Here is an 18,022-nt window from a genome sequence, read left to right on the forward strand (position 1 = left end):
ACGTAGAATGTGGGTATGCCTTTTATTCGAGTCTCTTATAATTCAGACCCAACTTTTTTATCTACTTCTAGCATTATCCTGATCATTTCCTCATAATCCTTGTTTAGATTAATCCTAACAGCATTAATCGACGTTCCATAATATCCTGAACAGCTGACCACTCTCATCCCTGCATCAATAAATAACGCCTCTAAATCTATGCTTTCATCATCAACATAGTACATGCAAATTGGAACATTAAAGTTTGTGCAAGACATTTTTATATTTTTAAGAGAAAGCCTCAGCTTATTCTTTACCTCTGACGCAATAATCTTAACTTTTTCCTCCCAGCCCGAATTGATTATCCTTGAACCTAATATATTTCCAATAGATGTAGTTGAAAAAGGTATATTTACTTTTTTAAACACATCGACAATGGCTTTGTTTGCTATCAATACACCAATTCTGATACCTGCAGCTCCAAGACCTTTTGACAAGCTTCTCACGACTACTAAATTATCGTAGCTTTTCAATATAGAAACTGCGGAGTTTTTCACTTCCATATAATCTCCGTATGCCTCATCAATACATACCAAGCTATTAACATTCTTTGCAGCTTTCACTATTTTCTCAAGCTGTTCCAAATCTATGGTTTGACCAGTTGGATTGTTTGGGTTATCTATGTATATATAAGAATTTGGATTGTTCTCAACGCAATACAAGAAATCCTTCAAATCAAACCTATAGTTATTTTCTTTCCTCAGATATACCGGAATATACTCAGCACCATATGTGTTGAAATCATCGATAATAGCTGAAAATTGAGGTGCAATGCCGATTATCTTCTTTCCTACGCTAAGTAACATTCTATTGATTCCCATCAGAACTCCCATTGATCCACACGAAACAGCTACCATGCTTGTATCTATATCGGCAATGCTAGAAAATTTCTTTACAACTTCGTTTACCACCAAATCCTCAGAATGTGGGTACGAAGAAAAATCCAACAACTCCTCTTTACTGACATCCAATCCATCATAGCTTCCAAAAGGATTTTCGCCCAAAGAACAGTCCAATTTAAACGGCTTTTCAGACAAATGCTCTGAATAGTCATTCCTTACTAGATTTATCAATCGCTCATTAATACCATACATTTTTTATCACCTAGATTCTATCTTTTCCATTTCATCCTTACCAGTTTTGCCACTTTTTTTCAAAGAAAATACCTTAAAGCATACCATCAATATTACAACAATACCTAAATATCCAGTATAAGGATAAATAGTACCGACAAGCTTATCAAATGGCAATAAACCGCCCAATAGACCCAACACTGTTATAATGACTGCACTTACCTTAAATTTTTTGCTACCATCTTCTGAGAATCTGTTAGAGCATTGCCATAGAAGTGGCGCTGCTGTCGAGTAAATTCCCATTATCAATACAATAGAAAATACTTTTCCAACTATAGGACTTATTCCATCTGCAATAACAAGCGTCGGAATAGATTTTGCAAACAGTACCTCTGCACGTGAGAATATCGCCAAAAACATTACTGTTGCTGCCAACATCAACGAAAAAGCACCTAATAAGCCACCTAAAATGGCATCTTTTCTATTTTCAGTAGTACCTCCCAAGCTAGCCAAGAAACCTATAATGATAATTACGTTGTATGCGGCATACAGAACCCCTGAAAATATCGCATTTGGAGCTGGCTTACTAAGCTGAGCTGTCTTTAAAAACTCTATTGATTCCGGTATATACTGAAAATTATTAACTAATCCTACAACACCAACGAAAATTGTGAACACTATTATAATCGGACCTATTTTCCCCAATATTCCAGATAACTTATCCAAGCCAAAGAATACGCTAACAAGTGATATTATAGCCATACCCACTCTACCTATATACGGATTTAAACCATAATATTCGGAAAGCGTCGCACCGGCGCCTGATATCATTACCACGAACACTCCAAAAAGGAAAAACGGAACAAAATAATCCAAAAACTTTCCTACATACTTACCAGTATATAATGTATATATCTTCATAGAGTCCTTTGGCTTTACAAGTCTACCTCTCTCAAGAGATTCAGCTCCAAGAAAAGCGAAAATTATCAACGACACAACTGCTCCCATCAATCCAGCCAAACCGTAAAAAGAAAAGAATTGCATTATTTCTTGACCTGTTGCAAACCCCGAACCGATGATTGTTGCGACATACGAGCCTGCAAAAACCATTATTTTATTTATACTGTAATCTTTTTTCATAAAGAACCTCCAATTACCATGCTTTATCTTTAAGTTACCATGCTTTTTTAGCAATCATACTTTTTTAGCAATCACACTTTTTTAGCAACCATACTTTTTTAGTTACCATCCTTTTATTTCACTTAAAACATCATCACTTATCTTTCCATTACTAAAATCTTCCATTACCTCTTCAAGTATCTTCACAGCCTCATCTATCTGCTCATATTCGATTACTAATGGAGGTTGAACCCTCAAAGTCGACTGGTTGATAAATATCAGAATCAACCCTCTTTTGAAGCATTCATAGCAAATCTTTGCTGTCGCTGTAGGATCCTTCTCTTTTGTTTCAGGATTGATTATGTCAACACCAATGCTCAAACCAAGACCTCTAATTTCTCCTATAAACGGGAACCTTTCTCTTAAATTCTCGATTTTTCTTTCAAGATATTGTCCCTTTTCAACAGACAGTTTATTTGCATCAATTCTCTTTAATATTTCAAGGCTTTTTAGTGCAGAAACGCAGACAGTCGTATTTCCAGCCAAAGTAAATACATGAGCTGGGGCATCAAGCTTATCCATTATTTCTTGTCTACCAACAACCGCACCAAGTGGTAATCCACCACCAACTGATTTACCCAAGACATATAAATCAGCCTTGACATCAAAATTATCCAACGCAAACCACTTTCCAGTTCTACAAAGCCCTAGCTGAATTTCATCACTGACAAGTAATATACCATGCTCATCGCAAATATTTCTCAGCTCTTGAATCCATTCCTTTGGCGGTATTACCAATCCCATATCACCAGCCACAGGTTCTATAAAAATAGCTGCAACTTCATCTGCTGGAAGATAATGATTAAATGCATCCTTCATCTCATCGATACATTCTTGCCAACTATGTTCTGAATCCGGATATCTAAAGTGATAAACTTCGGGAACTAGTGGTCCAAGGGATTTCCTCATGTTAATACTCAATGCTGATAGCGATAAGGCACCAAATGTGCTACCGTGATATGCACCAATCATTGAAATCAATTTTGTCCTACCTGTAAACCCCCTAGATATTTTTATTGCGGAATCTATAGCCGCAGAACCAGTCGCACTGAACAGAACTTTATTATCACTCGCACCAGTCGGCAATTTTGCCAGCTCCTCAGCCAACAAAACAGGCGGCTCCGTATTAAAATATGCAAAAGTATATTGAGTGATATTGTACATTTGATCTCTCACAGCGTCGGCTATTTCCTTGTTTCCATGACCTAAATTTGCAGAGCACGCACTAGATAAAAAATCAATGTATTTTTTACCATCATGATCAAACAAAACAGCCCCCTCCCCTTTTTCGAAAGCAACAGGACTATACGGTATTTGCTGTGTTTTTGCTACAAATTTGTCATTTTTACTCTGAATAACTTTATTATCTAAACTCATTTCGCACCTCCTTAAAAATTTATTTAAGCGATAGTATATAATAATATTTCAAAATTGTCAATATATTTCGATAATTTAAATAATGTCAATTTATTATAATTTTTTATTAATTAAATTATAAAAATAGATTGATATAGATTATATTACTTGATTAAAATTAAAAATCATATTATATCATTATTAATTTTCTGATTTTTTCAATTTTTCTATAAAATTTTCTAAAATATATGTATTATTTGAAAATTTTGTGTTATAATTTAGAAAAACTAAGACTGCATCTACTGCAGTTTTTTATATTGGAGGTATAACATGGACAGAGTAATTACAAGCGCAAATTGGGTTGAAATTGATTTGGATGCACTAAAATACAATTATGAGGGGCTAAGAAATAAGCTGTCGAAGGACACCAAAATGTGTATGGTGGTCAAAGCTAATGGATACGGCCATGGTTCTGTAGAAATGTCCAAGCTTTATGAAAGCCTTGGGGCTGATTTTTTAGCTGTTGCCAGAAGCTCTGAGGGGTTAGAATTGAGAGAGAATGGCATAAATCTTCCAATCTTAAACCTAGGCTTTACAAATCCCAATGATTATGAAAATATCATCGACGGTAATATTTCCTCAACTATATTCGATGTAGAAACAGCAGAAAAATTAAATGAAGTGGCTTCAAAAATTAATAAAATTGCCAAGGTTCATATAAAAATAGATACTGGAATGTCAAGATTGGGATTTTTAGCTCTTGAAAAAAATTATGAAAAAATATTAAAAGACGTTAAATATATCAGCGAGTTGCCAAATGTAAAAATCGAGGGCATATTCACACACTTCTCAACATCGGACTCAAAAAACAAGGAGTTTGAAAGAATTCAGTTGAAACGATTTGAGAATGTGATAGATATGTTACAGAAAAATGGCTTGGACGTTGGAATACGCCACTGCTCAAACAGTGCAGAAATACTTGATACAGATGTTGAATTTGATATGGTTAGACCGGGAATTATTCAATATGGAATCTATCCGTCAGACGAGGTGAATAAAACAGTAGATGTTAAGCCGGTTATGTCTTTTAAAGCAAAGGTTACCAATGTAAAGATATTAGATCCTGGTACGTCAATTAGTTATGGAAGAACTTATTTTACTACCAACCAAGAAAAAATTGCGAGCATCGCTGTAGGATATGCAGATGGTTTCCTTAGAGGCAGAAAAAAACCTTTTGTATATATAAATGGAGAAAAATGCCCGATAGTTGGTAGAATCTGCATGGATCAATGCATGGTACGAGTACCAATGGACATGGATGTCAAAATAAACGATGATGTTGTTTTATTTGGAGAGGGATTGATTTCTGTCACAGAAATAGCAAACAGCTGTGACACAATAGAGCATGAAATCCTATGCAATATTAATAGGAGAGTTCCAAGAATATACAAAAAAGACGGAGAAATCTGTAATATCATCGACTATATACTGAAATAATATTAAATAATATTTTTTAATAAAGGCTGATCCATGGGGGTAGCCCTTATAAATGGAGGTGTACATTCTCTACGTATGAAGACGAATGAACAACCTCCATTTTTTATTCAAGACCAATCTAAAGGATATAGTCAGATATTTTTATATTTTTCAACTAAATATCCGACTATGATTCAAATTCACCTCTAATCATATTTCACATTAATCATTAACCATGCTTCCGATTAATCTCTAATAACGTAGCCCAATCCTCTTTTAGTTTGAATAATACTTGTAGAATCATTCGGACTGATTTTCTTTCTGATATTTTTAACCAATACTTCTACAATATTTGATCCACCTAGATAGTCAAATCCCCATAGATGTTCCAATATCTGCTCTTTGCTGATTACCTTTCCTTTATTCTGCATTAAATATTCAAAAACCTCATATTCTTTACCTGTCAATTCAATAGCTTTATTCCCTTTTTTAACGCTCTTTTCAGACATATCCAATGAGATATTCTTTACAGATAGCACATTTGAGGTATTACCATATTGTCTTCTTACGATAGCTCTAATTCTCGCTATTAATTCTTCAAATTCAAACGGCTTGACTATAACATCATCAGCTCCAATATTTAACCCCCTAACCTTATCTTCTATAGAATCTCTAGAGGATAGCATCAAAATCGGTGTGTTAATATTATTATCCCTCATATTTTTCACGAGCTGATATCCATTGATTTTAGAAATTCTCATATCTGTAATGATGGCATCGTAGCTTCCTACCTCTAAATAGTCTAAAGCTTCCTCTCCATCGAAAGCCGAATCTACACCATAACCTTCATTTTTCAAATACCTATTTATAACATTATTTAATCTTTTTTCGCTTTCAACAATTAGCACCTTCATATTATCACCTACCCATCACGATATCAATAATTCACCTTCTATAAACAGTCTTATGAATTTTCATTATTGTATCCTCCGCATTTTCGAATTTTTCCTTCACAATTTTATTCACTTTTTTGCACTGTTTTTCACATTGTTTTACATTTTTCAATATTTTTTTACCTTATTCATTTTACATTCATCTTTCAGAAATATAATAATCCTACAAGCTGATTTTTATACATAATATATCGATTAGCTTAAAATAGTTTGAAAATGAATGGAGGATCAAATATTATGAAAATGAAGAAAAATAATGTAAAAAATAGTTCAATAATCGCATTAGCATTGGTTGGTATGCTTGCAGCATCAAACATACCATCATTTGCAGATCAAGCACAGACAACCGATTCTAGCAGTACATCAGTCACTTCAAGTGCCACAAATAGCTCTAGTACAACGAATAATTCCAATTCAACTGATAGTTCAAGCTCTAAGAGTTCGGCTAATTCAACAAATAACAAAAAATCAAGAAATGGTTCAAGCACATCAAGTAGCAACACTGAAGATTCAACTAAATCAACCAAGTCTAGCACAACAAATAGTGGAACAGAAGGTAAGAAACGTAAAGGTAGCAGAAACGGGCAAGGAAACAAATCAAAATTATCTTTGGACGAAAAAATTGCTCAGGCAAATGTAAAAGTCACTAAAGAGCAGGCACAAAAAATAGCTCAGGAAGCAGTATCTGGTAGTACCGTAGAAAAAATATTCTTTAAGAATAAAGACAACCAACCGAGATATAAAATAATAGTTACAAAGGATAATGTAAAATACGCAGTGAAGATTGATGCCAACACAGGTTCGATAATATCAAATCAGACGGAAACAGATTCTGATAGGGCTGAAAAAAATAGAACAAGAAAAAACAAAAACAGTGACTCACAGTCAAATAACAATGCCACACAGAATTCAGTGAACTCAGAAAACAAATCAACGAATACTGAGCAATCAGCAACAGACGAAGCACAAACTGAATAATTTCTGATTAATTGAAATCAGTATTAAAAAATGAGTAGGTTGATTTTCAACCTACTCATTATAATTTATTATTCACAAGGCTTATTTATAATCACGTTTACTTGAAATAATAATTAAATTTATTGAGAATAAAATACTATGCTTCTTCTCTATTTTTCTTTATTGCATATGCTGCACCTAACATTAGTGCAAGACCTGCTACAGTAAAGATTATTGTACCTATACCACCTGTTTGTGGGATAGTAACTTTTTTATTTACAACCTTCTGAGCATTATTACTTCCATCATCAAGTTTATAGTTAATATCCATTACAGAATTTTCACCCTTTGTTGATACCAAGAATTCGATATCTTCTATTTTCGCGAAACCTTTTGGTGCTTCAATTTCCTCAAGCTTATAGTGACCATAACTTAAACCATTAACTTCAAATTGCCCATCTTTATTAGATACAAGAATAATTGTATTTTTATCAGTTGCATCACTAACCCATTCATATTTTATAGATGCTTTACGAACGGCTTCATTATAAGCACTTTGTTTATCAGTCACAGTTTGCTTTAATTGTTCTAAACTTGAATCATCAGTTCTATTATTATATGCTTTTACTGCATCATCCAATTCTGTTTTGGCTTTTTCCAATGCTGTTTGTTCCAACGTGATTTCTTTATCAGATTTTGATGCTAAATACTTGCCATTTTCATTCTTCACAACAAATTTCGCACCAGCCAATCTAACAGGACTCTCTGAGTTGTCAGTTTTTACAAATTTCTTTCCACCTGTTAGAACTTTTGGTTCAGTTGGATTAAGTGGCGGAGGATTATCAGTATCTTTTTTATTTGTAATTGTTACAGTTCCACCAGCATTATTTTTTGAATATTCAGGAGAATACCCAGCTACACGTTCAGATATTGTCCATCCATTAGTATCTCCTCCTAGTCCAATAAATCTACCAGAAAAGGCCCCACTGACAACAAATTTTATTCCATTTCCTAAATCAAAAGTTCCACTTGTTATTGTACTGTCTAACGTTACAGATGCCATGTTTTGATTATCTTTCTTTAATGAATAAGTTGCTGATACACCTTGAGGAGCATTATTGTCTGACCAGTTTTTAGTAACACTAAGTTCTCCATTTGATGGCGTAACAGGATTTTCTTCAACTTCTTTATCTGGTTTGTTTCCATACTCAAGATAAATGTCATTTTTTTCTGGATTGTCCACTATTGCTGTACCATTTAACGTAGCAGAGTATGTAAGTGTAAATTCAACGTCTTTACCAGTACCAACTGCCGGTTTTGTAATATCTTTTACTTTTTTAAGACCTTCTTGAGTAAGTGACAATACAAAACCTCTACTATCTGAAGTGATTTTATAATCAGTATTTAACGCTAAATCAATGCCATTATCTGTAACTATCTTTAAATCATTATTAAAAGTTAAACCATTTGTCATACTATCTTTCCAAACTAGTTTCGCATATTCTGTATTAGCATTAACTTTTGTTTTTACTTCATAAGGTATTTTTGTTCCTACAGTCTGACTAACAGTTAATTTTTCTTTATCATACTTACTATAATCAGCACCGATCGATTTTTTCATTTCTTCTGTAAAATTTTTATAGAAGTCTGGATTTTCACTTTCTAACTGTTTTGCAAAATTTTTGTCAATTAAAGGTTTGTCTTCAGTATTTTTCGGATATACATGAGCGTCTAAAACTGTTCCATTATTATTTACAAGCGGAAGTGTTATTTTAACTGGAACCGCTTTAGAATTTGCCAAAGTTTCACCATTCTCACCAACATAAGTTGACTTTTCTCTTATTTCGAATATTTCAAAATTTCCTTTAAGTAAACTTGTATTGAATTTTATTCCTGATTCAGTTGTAAGACCACCCATTGCTTCTTCAATATTATCTGTTGCTTCAAGCCCATTTGAAGGAGATAATTTATCACTATCAAGTGCCTTGACATATCTACCCCTCTTAGCTATTTCTTCTGGTGTTTTACCATAATCACCCGCAAACTTTATTGCAAAAAATACCTTTGCAACTTCTTTTATGTCTCCACTTCTGCTAAAAACAGATTTTTGAATTGCATTTAGTCCCTTCAAATCCTGTGTACCATCATACCCACCTTTTTCAACTTTGTCGGAATCCCACGCTGCAAGTTCCTCTTTCGTCATCACTAATTTGTGTAATGTGACTGTTTTTGTAACAGCATTGGCTTCTTTTGATGTCAATGCATCTTCAGCAAATGCTGTATATGGAGCAAATACTCCCACTAGCATAGCTAACGCTAGCATACTCGATAAGATTTTTTTAATTGTACGCATATTCTTCTCCTTTTTAATTTTTTTTGCATAACATAATGCGCTCTGGAATAAAATATAAAATTCCATTTATTTTAAAATCTATGATAAACCTAATATTTAAAATTAGGTTTTATCTTCTAGCATATTCTAAACTAATTAACAAACAAAAAATAGTTAGAAATCAGTATATAAAATATTTTATGTGTTTAATTATAAAAATTAAAAATGACTAAATTTTCTACTATATATTATCATTTCATTCTAATATTGTCAACTTTTTATGCATAATATTATACTTCTTTAATCATATAATATTTAACGAAAATAATGTATATATTTAAATTATAATTTTTTTAATAGATTTACTTTAATTTCACTTGTTTTTCGCTTTCATTTCTTTATAAACTTTTTTTATTAATCGTAAAATTTTTTTATTTTTTTAAAATTTAAAGCGACAAAATTTTATATTTTCTTTAAAATTCTTTTAAAATATCTTTATAATTTATTTGCAAGTAAAAAAAGCCCCCTGTGCTGATATTTACATTCAATACAGGGAGCAATTTTTATTTTTTATTCTGTTTTATTGCCGATATTCAATTATTTGTCTTTCTAGTTATCTTTTAATTTCTTTTACCAAATTTATCATCTCAATTGCGCCAACAGCAACATCATAACCCTTATTTCCAGATTTAGTACCTGCTCTTTCAATTGCCTGCTCGATATTTTCTGTAGTTACCACACCGAACATAACCGGTATACCAGTATCCAATGAAACGTGTGCTATTCCCTTTGAAACCTCATTGCACACGTAGTCATAATGTGATGTGTTTCCTCTTATCACTGCGCCCAGACAAATTATGGCATCATATTTTTTACTTCTTGCCATTTCTGATGCTACTAGTGGTATTTCAAATGCACCCGGTACCCATGCAATCTCGATGCTATCTTCATCTACATTATGTCTTTTCAATCCATCCAAGGCACCCGAAATAAGCTTGGATGTTATAAACTCATTAAATCGTCCTGCTACAATACCTATTTTTACACCATCTGCCACTAACTTACCTTCATATATTTTCATTCTTCTACCTCCAATTTATTTGACACCTATACTTGTTTTAGTCGTTTCCTACAACGGACAAAATATGCCCCATCTTATCCTTTTTTGTCAATAAATATTTCTTATCATACTCATTTGCATTTATTTCGATTGGTACTCTATCTATTATTTCTATTCCAAAATCTGACAATTGATATATTTTATCTGGGTTATTAGTAAGTAATCTCATTGTTTTTACTCCAAGATCCTTCAATATTTGTGCACCGATATAATACTCTCTCATATCGCCTTCAAATCCCAAAGCAAGGTTCGCATCAAGCGTATCCATGCCTTGCTCCTGCAATTTATAAGCCTTTAATTTATTTATTAGCCCTATACCTCGCCCTTCTTGACGCATATAAAGCAATATGCCTCGTCCTTCTTCCTCTATCTGTTTCATTGCCGACTTAAATTGATCTCCACAATCGCATCTCAATGAGCCAAATACATCCCCAGTTAGGCATTCTGAATGAACTCTACACAGAATATTTTTTCCGTCACCTATATCTCCTTTTACAAGAGCTACGTGATGTTCCCCATTTAATCTATTGACGTATCCAAATGCTCTAAAGCTTCCATACTTTGTCGGCATTTCGACATCGATCTCACAATTAACCAGCTTTTCATTTTTCTTTCTATACGATTGAAGCTCTTTAATCGTCGTGAACTTGATATTCCACTGTTTCGCAAGCTCTATCAACTCACTCTTTCTCATCATCGTTCCATCGTCCTTCATTATTTCGCAACAAAGACCAACTTCCTTTAGTCCGGCTATTCTTAATAAATCAACAGTAGCCTCCGTGTGACCGTTTCGCTCTAGTACACCATTTTTCTTCGCTGTCAGAGGAAACATATGACCAGGTCTTCTAAAATCAGAAGCCTTTGCTTCATCATCAACACAAGCTCTAGCAGTCACACCTCTTTCGACAGCAGATATACCAGTTGTCGTATCAATATGATCGATTGACACCGTAAAAGCGGTTTCATGATTATCAGTATTTGTCGTAACCATTTGTGGCAAATTAAGTTTTAAGGCATATTCCCTACTCATCGGCATACATATCAATCCTTTTCCATATGTCGCCATAAAATTTACGTTTTCAGTCGTCGCAAACTCGGCCGCACATATGAAATCTCCCTCATTTTCTCTGTTTTCGTCATCTGTAACAAGGATTATTTTGCCTTCTCTTAAATCTTCAACTACCTCTTCGATACTGTTAAATTTAAACATATTTATATCCACCTTTCAATATTATTTGTTATTTTTTCAATTGTTTCATGGTATGTTTTATTAAACTACATTACATTCCATAAAATTTTTTAAATATTTTTTATACATAATATTTCTCAAAATCCATTTTTCAACAAGAATTCCTCGGTAATACCACTATTTTTCTTTACCTCGTATTTATTATCATCAAAATTTATCAATCTCTCCACATATTTCCCAATACAGTCATTTTCCAAGTTTACAATATCTCCTATTTTCTTCTCGTTTAATATCGTGTTTTTTGACGTATGCGGTATGATTGATACCTCAAACGAGTCTTCGTACAAGTTTGCGACTGTAAGACTGATACCATCAATCGTTATCGAGCCCTTTTTCACTATGTATTTCAACAGATGTTTTTCACAAGAGATTCTGTATCTGAAAGCTATATCGTCTTTTTTTATATCAGCTATAAGACCGACACCGTCAATATGGCCTGACACAATATGACCTCCGAACCGTCCATTGAGTTGCATTGCCCTTTCCAAATTTACTCTTTTACCTATAGATACACCTAGTAACGACGTGTTGTTTAGTGTTTCGTGCATAACATCCACGGTAAAGCTATCGTTACAGAACTCTGTAACAGTTAGACAAATTCCATTTACTGCTATACTATCGCCCAATTTCATATCATCCATTATTTTTTCTGCTCTAATAGTTAGTTTTTGTGAATTCACCCCTCTAGTGACCTGGCTAATTTTTCCTATTTCTTCAACTATTCCGGTAAACATTTTAGCACCTCGCTTTCTAGTAAAATATCTTCCCCAAAATACCTTACCTTTGGTTTTGAAAGCCTTATTGCATTGTCTGGAAAATCTATTCCTTTTCCAGCAACTGGTGTTTTTGCAATCCCTCCAAATATTTTGGGTGATATATATGCCTGTACCTTATCCACTATGCCTGCTTCTAATGCCGACCATGCAAGGGTTGAACCACCCTCTAATAATATGCTGTCAATACCTCTACTCCCAAGCTCCTGCACTAGATTTCGCAAATCTATTCTGTCATTATCCAAGGACTCTTGAACTAAAACATCACACCCACAATCCTCATAAAGCTTTATCAATTTCTCGTCATGTGATTTTGTTACAATTATTGTCTTATTATCCACAGATGTTTTAACAATTTTTGAATCTAGAGGAGTTTTTAAATTAGTATCACATATTATTCTGATAGGATCGTTGCCTTGCTCTAAACGACAATTTAGCAAAGGATCATCTGATATCACAGTATTTAAACCCACCATTATGGCAGAGTACGTATTTCTATCTGTATGAACGTTAATTCTTGAATCTTCTCCACTAATCCACCTTGAAGCACCAGTCTTTGTAGCAATTTTACCATCAATAGTCATTGCATATTTAAGAGTTATATAGGGCGTTTTCGTTTTTATGTAATGAAAGAAAATTGTATTTAGACTTCTACACTCAGCTTCTAATACACCTTCTACAACAGCAATCCCATTTTTTCTCAGCTTATCGATACCCTTTCCGCCTACCAAAGGATTTGGATCCCTAATTCCTACAACTACCCTCGATATTCCGTTTTCGATAATTGCATCTACACATGGAGGTGTTTTCCCATAATGGCAGCATGGTTCCAATGTAACATACATGGTTGCCCCTGAGGGATTTTCAAAGCAGCTTTTGAGTGCTTCTCTTTCGGCGTGCAATCCACCATACGTTTTATGGTAACCCTTTCCAATTATTCGATTGTCTTTTACAATTACGGCACCTACCAACGGATTGGGATTGACTTTTCCAATACCTTTTTCTGCCATCTCAAGTGCAATTTTCATAAATTTCTCGTCCAATTTATCACCCCCAAAATAACTAAAATAAAAAAATCCTGAACAAATGTTCAGGACAAATCTTACAAATTTATTTGTTTATTATTCATACGTAGAAATCACCGAAACATTTTGGAAAACAGTTTCCAATCTCAATTCCAAGATGTTTATAACTTTCAATCTGTGTATGATATATAAAAATGCTCTGAAATGACAACATTTCAGAGCACAAATAAACAATACAAAATCTCTTCTCTCATCCAGACTATACTGTCGGCTTTGGAATTTCACCAAATCATGCATAACGCTCGCGGGCTTTACCGCCGGTAGGGAATCACACCCTGCCCTGAAGAAAATAATATTTAATTAACAACTATAGATTAACATATAGCTTCACAAATTGTCAACAAGAAATATTCAAAGATTTTCTCAAAAATTTATACTACGCTTCAGTAGATACTATTGTAACGCCATTTAAGTCTTTTTCAGCTATTATATCTTCAATAGTTTCCTTTGTTTCCATCAATTTTTCTAATGACATTGAATAAAAATCTGTGTTATTTCCTGATTCAATGTTGAATCCATGATTGTTTAGGAATGAATTTACAGCATCTTCATTTTTCTTGTATGCCACATAACCAACAACACATACTCCTACACCGATTGCCACACCTTTAATAAGCTCTGTTCTCTGATTTAAAAAATTCATAATAACCTCCTAATTTTAACAAATAATTATTTTTCTTTTACTATCATCATAACTTTTTATACATTCTTATATTTGCATATATAAACATACTTCTATTTTATATGCTTTATACTTTTTTATATGCTCTATGTTTTTTTATATACATTATGCTTTTTTTATATGCTTTATGCTTTTTATACACATTATGCTTTTTTTATATGCTTTATGCTTTTTTATACACATTATGCTTTTTTATATGCTCTATGCTTTTATTTTTTGCTTATATTATCTAAGTATACTCTTCCTTACACTTACATTTTGATACACATCCAAACACGAGCCTAGGAACTGATTCACAAAAAATGTCTTACTAGATTCTTCAATGACTTTTATATCGTCATTTCTTACAACGGTACTAAGTACAGTTGATTTATTTTTTCTTGCAAGTATATGTCTTCCAAAGGTCAAAAACCATGCTATAGTCGGTGAATATATACTAGTAGTAACTGTGCCATCAGAAGCAGCAGTAGTTTCTTTGTGAATAGAATTTACCAAATACATAATCGACATTACTTCTGGATCAAAGGCTCCATTTTCACTCAATTCCTTATATCCATGCTCAAATATTGCTCCCAACGTTGTACCAAATGCACACCATCTTATAAAGCTTTTATATCTCGATAATCCCGAGCCGACTCCTAAAAAAGTTGTGCCTAAATCAAGTATGATAAATCCCAAGGATAATATAGCACTATAGCTAAGCTCATTGTTTCTTGATGATCTGTAGTTTAGCTTAATATTTCTAACATTGATGTCTTTGGAATACAAACCACAAAATATCATAAGTAAATTATCTAATTCAAAATCATCTTTATTTTCATATTCTACAACAACAGTATGAGAAACACTATTAAAGCAACCTTTTTTTATCAATCCGTCAGCTTTAAGTTTTTTGAGAAGCTTTGATGCATTTACAGGATCTCTACCCAATCTCATCCTTATTCTTCCAGGAATTGAAAATATGACATCAACATTTACATAATTTCTGCAATAGCATTTTTCTGCCATATCTAATTCACCCCTTTTAATGACGCATTAAACAGCAACCTACAAGAGTTACCAACTACAAAAATGGTACTCATATTATGCATAACAGCACTTAAAAATACTGATATATTACTTGTAGCTCCCAATACAAGACCTATAGTATTGATTCCTATAACAAGTGCAAAGTTCTGTTTCACGATATCCATTGTAGCCCCAGATAGCTCCATTACCTTTGGTATCATCAATGGGTTATCAGAGTTTATGACAATATCTGAGGTTTCAATCGCAACATCAGTTGATTTGCTTCCCAAGGATATTCCAACATTGGCATATGACAACGCCGGAGCGTCATTTATTCCATCGCCGACCATGATTACTCCAGTACCATCAGCTTTCATCTTTAGAATTTGATCTGCCTTATCTTCTGGCAACAGCTCAGCCTTATAGCTATCGGCATTAACCTTGTTGGCAACCTCCATAGCTTGCTTTCTCATATCGCCAGTCAATATCATCACTTCGTTTATTCCGTTTGATCTCATCATATTAATAGATCTTTTTATATTTTTTCTCGGTTTATCATAAGCACCAAGCACACCTAAAAACTCATCACCATATGATATAAATATCGGTGTAACACCTTCAGCAAACTCAATTGCACCTCTATCAGGATTTATTCCATTCTCTGTCATAAATTTCAGATTTCCGACTCTTACGATTTTTCCTTTAACAGTCGTATACGTTCCTCTTCCTACGACAGCTTCTATTGCACCATGTCTTGGCGTTTTAACACCCAATAATTTCCCATATTCAAGCACACAATGTGACAACGGATGCGACGATGACACCTCTGCTGCACACGCCAGCTCTACAATTTGTTTTTCAGTATAATTATCGTTGGCAAGATATACATCCTTTATTCTTGGTTTTCCTTCAGTTATTGTTCCTGTCTTGTCGAGAACTATCGTATCTGAAAGAGTTAACTGTTCTATAAAGGCACCACCCTTTATCAATACTCCATTTTTCACCGCAGTATTAATCGAAGCAGAAAAAGCAGTTGCCGTTGATAATTTAATTCCACAAGAATAGTCTATCACAAGCATATTTAATGCCTTTGTAGTGCTTTTTGTGACTCCATACACAACGGCACTTAGTATTAGATTCAACGGAACTAGATAATTTGAAAACTTATCCGCATATTTCTGTATTGGAGCCTGTTGAGTCGCACTGTTTTCAACAAGATTTATTATTCTCGATATCACAGTATCATCTCCGACTTTTTCAGCCTTGACAGTAATGGTTCCATTTTTTATTATTCCGCCAGCATATACCTTATCCTTTGATTTCTTGATAACAGGCATATATTCACCTGAAACAGAGCTCAGATCGACAATCGCCTCTCCATCTATAACCTCACCATCAACACAAATTTTTTCTCCAGTGTGAATTACAACTCTATCGTCTTTTTTCAATCTATCTACACTACATTTTTCTATATTTCCATCTTCATTTAGCTTCCAAGTGACATCCTGTTCCAAACTAAGTAGATTCTTTATTGAATTTCTAGTTCTCTCAACTGTGTATGCCGTCATAAATTCAGCTATATCTGACAATGCGATAATAGTAAGAGCTGATGTGCTGTTACCAAGCAGCAAACTCGCAATTATAGATGTAACAGTCAAAAAGTCTGCATTTGGTCTCTTTGTCTCGACAAGCCCGTCCCAAGAGGTCCTAAAAAGTGGAGAAGTCAGCGCCAAGCTCGTTATCGCCGGAAGCGTTGTAAACTTATCGTACACCGGTCTATTTACAAGTGGCGAATTTAACGGACTAAGTAACTTCGTTCCAAGAATCACAGCACCATTTACGACAAGTCTAGCCAATAGTTTTTTGGAAGATTCATTTTCCGAATCATATTTCTCATTTGACTCGTTTTTTTTCTGCTCAATGTAGTTTTTGTAAATATCTAAGGAGAATTTATCTACAATATGATCCACACTCTCCAAAATTTCCGAAATCATATCAATTGAATCGAACTCATTATATTTTATCAAAATCGTCTCTGTAACAGAATTTATCTGTACTTGCTCTACATAATAAATATCGCTAATTTCTCTAAGCAGAGTATCAAATTCATCACTAATATACCTTATACCTTGATATTTAATTCTAATTCTTCCACTAATATTGAAAAGCACCTTGCCTTTTAGTGAAAATACCTTATTTCCCAATTGAATCACACAATACCTCCCTTCAATGAAATAAAATTTTACCAAACGAAATATAATTCAAAATATTGATTACTATTTCAATTTAATATTAGATATCATTAATTACTATCAATTATACAGCAAAATCAAGAAAAATTATATAGTTTTACTTTATATTTGCAAGGTTAATATCAAGTATTTTAAAAACAATATCTCTTGCTTCCTCTTCAGATTTTTCTGATAGATCATTGATTAGCCTTTCGTTTTCGACTGCAAGCTTCTTTATCAATTCAAGCCAATTAATTATCGTTTTTGAATCGACCTTTGTTTTGTCATACTCTATCAAAATAGTACCGATGACAAAGTTAAAATTCACATTTTTTATCCCGTCTAGTTTTTTTATCGCCTCAATCCCGTAATTTTGGTATTCAACCGATTCCTTTGGCAGTCTTTTGTAGTTATTTACCTTTAACCTTAATCTACCAGGCAAATCCGATACAACCTCAAATTTGAATAGCAGCTTTAAAAACGATGCTTTAATATTCAGCATTTTTACC

The 18,022-nt window shown here is 33.5% G+C and carries 15 protein-coding genes and 1 riboswitch; of the genes, 2 read left to right on the forward strand and 13 right to left on the reverse strand.

Features of this window, described 5'->3' with window-relative positions; genetic code table 11:
• Window positions 1-35: 35 nt before the first annotated feature.
• The 3 genes from FYJ71_RS05065 to FYJ71_RS05075 form a co-directional block, all read right to left on the reverse strand.
• Entirely contained in the window at window positions 36-1,133 is a 1,098-nt protein-coding gene (locus FYJ71_RS05065; protein ID WP_154537737.1) for an aminotransferase class I/II-fold pyridoxal phosphate-dependent enzyme, read from the reverse strand.
• A 6-nt stretch (window positions 1,134-1,139) separates the two neighbouring features.
• Window positions 1,140-2,252 (reverse strand): YkvI family membrane protein, encoded by a 1,113-nt coding sequence (locus FYJ71_RS05070; protein ID WP_154537738.1) that lies wholly within the window; start codon window positions 2,250-2,252, stop codon window positions 1,140-1,142.
• A gap of 102 nt (window positions 2,253-2,354) precedes the next feature.
• Window positions 2,355-3,668 (reverse strand): aminotransferase class III-fold pyridoxal phosphate-dependent enzyme, encoded by a 1,314-nt coding sequence (locus tag FYJ71_RS05075; protein ID WP_154537739.1) that lies wholly within the window; start codon window positions 3,666-3,668, stop codon window positions 2,355-2,357.
• A 309-nt stretch (window positions 3,669-3,977) separates the two neighbouring features.
• On the opposite strand from FYJ71_RS05075, the gene alr reads away from it, so the two are divergent.
• A complete protein-coding gene (alr, locus tag FYJ71_RS05080; RefSeq protein ID WP_154537740.1) occupies window positions 3,978-5,144 on the forward strand; it encodes an alanine racemase in 1,167 nt (388 codons plus the stop codon).
• Between the two features lie 224 nt (window positions 5,145-5,368).
• Here alr and FYJ71_RS05085 read toward each other — a convergent pair whose 3' ends face one another.
• Window positions 5,369-6,037, reverse strand: a complete 669-nt coding sequence (locus FYJ71_RS05085) for a response regulator transcription factor (RefSeq protein ID WP_154537741.1) — start codon at window positions 6,035-6,037, stop codon at window positions 5,369-5,371.
• 276 nt (window positions 6,038-6,313) lie between these two features.
• Here FYJ71_RS05085 and FYJ71_RS05090 point away from each other — a divergent pair, with 276 nt between their 5' ends.
• Window positions 6,314-7,054 (forward strand): PepSY domain-containing protein, encoded by a 741-nt coding sequence (locus FYJ71_RS05090; protein ID WP_195836898.1) that lies wholly within the window; start codon window positions 6,314-6,316, stop codon window positions 7,052-7,054.
• 136 nt (window positions 7,055-7,190) lie between these two features.
• Here FYJ71_RS05090 and FYJ71_RS05095 read toward each other — a convergent pair whose 3' ends face one another.
• The 9 genes from FYJ71_RS05095 to FYJ71_RS05135 all read right to left on the reverse strand — a co-directional run bounded on the left by FYJ71_RS05095 (window position 7,191) and on the right by FYJ71_RS05135 (window position 18,015).
• The gene (locus FYJ71_RS05095; protein WP_195836899.1) at window positions 7,191-9,386 is read right to left on the reverse strand and encodes a pilin N-terminal domain-containing protein; all 2,196 of its coding nucleotides are present in this window, start codon (window positions 9,384-9,386) and stop codon (window positions 7,191-7,193) included.
• 592 nt (window positions 9,387-9,978) lie between these two features.
• Window positions 9,979-10,446 carry a 6,7-dimethyl-8-ribityllumazine synthase gene (gene ribH / locus FYJ71_RS05100; RefSeq protein ID WP_154537744.1) on the reverse strand — a complete coding sequence of 156 codons (468 nt, stop codon included), beginning with the start codon at window positions 10,444-10,446 and terminating at the stop codon, window positions 9,979-9,981.
• A gap of 37 nt (window positions 10,447-10,483) precedes the next feature.
• Window positions 10,484-11,695 carry a bifunctional 3,4-dihydroxy-2-butanone-4-phosphate synthase/GTP cyclohydrolase II gene (locus FYJ71_RS05105; protein WP_154537745.1) on the reverse strand — a complete coding sequence of 404 codons (1,212 nt, stop codon included), beginning with the start codon at window positions 11,693-11,695 and terminating at the stop codon, window positions 10,484-10,486.
• A 116-nt stretch (window positions 11,696-11,811) separates the two neighbouring features.
• Window positions 11,812-12,468 carry a riboflavin synthase gene (locus tag FYJ71_RS05110; RefSeq protein ID WP_154537746.1) on the reverse strand — a complete coding sequence of 219 codons (657 nt, stop codon included), beginning with the start codon at window positions 12,466-12,468 and terminating at the stop codon, window positions 11,812-11,814.
• Window positions 12,453-13,550 (reverse strand): bifunctional diaminohydroxyphosphoribosylaminopyrimidine deaminase/5-amino-6-(5-phosphoribosylamino)uracil reductase RibD, encoded by a 1,098-nt coding sequence (ribD, locus tag FYJ71_RS05115; protein ID WP_207707219.1) that lies wholly within the window; start codon window positions 13,548-13,550, stop codon window positions 12,453-12,455. Before ribD ends, FYJ71_RS05110 begins: the two co-directional genes overlap by 16 nt.
• A gap of 220 nt (window positions 13,551-13,770) precedes the next feature.
• Window positions 13,771-13,884, reverse strand: a riboswitch (FMN riboswitch).
• Between the two features lie 84 nt (window positions 13,885-13,968).
• Entirely contained in the window at window positions 13,969-14,235 is a 267-nt protein-coding gene (locus FYJ71_RS05120) for a hypothetical protein (RefSeq protein WP_154537747.1), read from the reverse strand.
• A 264-nt stretch (window positions 14,236-14,499) separates the two neighbouring features.
• Window positions 14,500-15,282: a hypothetical protein gene (locus FYJ71_RS05125; RefSeq protein ID WP_154537748.1), complete on the reverse strand. Its 783-nt coding sequence runs from the start codon at window positions 15,280-15,282 to the stop codon at window positions 14,500-14,502.
• Between the two features lie 2 nt (window positions 15,283-15,284).
• A complete protein-coding gene (locus tag FYJ71_RS05130) occupies window positions 15,285-17,495 on the reverse strand; it encodes a heavy metal translocating P-type ATPase (protein ID WP_277087988.1) in 2,211 nt (736 codons plus the stop codon).
• A gap of 136 nt (window positions 17,496-17,631) precedes the next feature.
• Complete coding sequence (locus tag FYJ71_RS05135) at window positions 17,632-18,015, reverse strand: HMA2 domain-containing protein (protein ID WP_154537750.1); 384 nt, start codon at window positions 18,013-18,015, stop codon at window positions 17,632-17,634.
• Window positions 18,016-18,022: the final 7 nt, after the last annotated feature.

Source organism: Peptostreptococcus porci (genome assembly GCF_009695815.1).
GTDB classification, from domain to species: Bacteria; Bacillota; Clostridia; order Peptostreptococcales; family Peptostreptococcaceae; genus Peptostreptococcus; species Peptostreptococcus porci.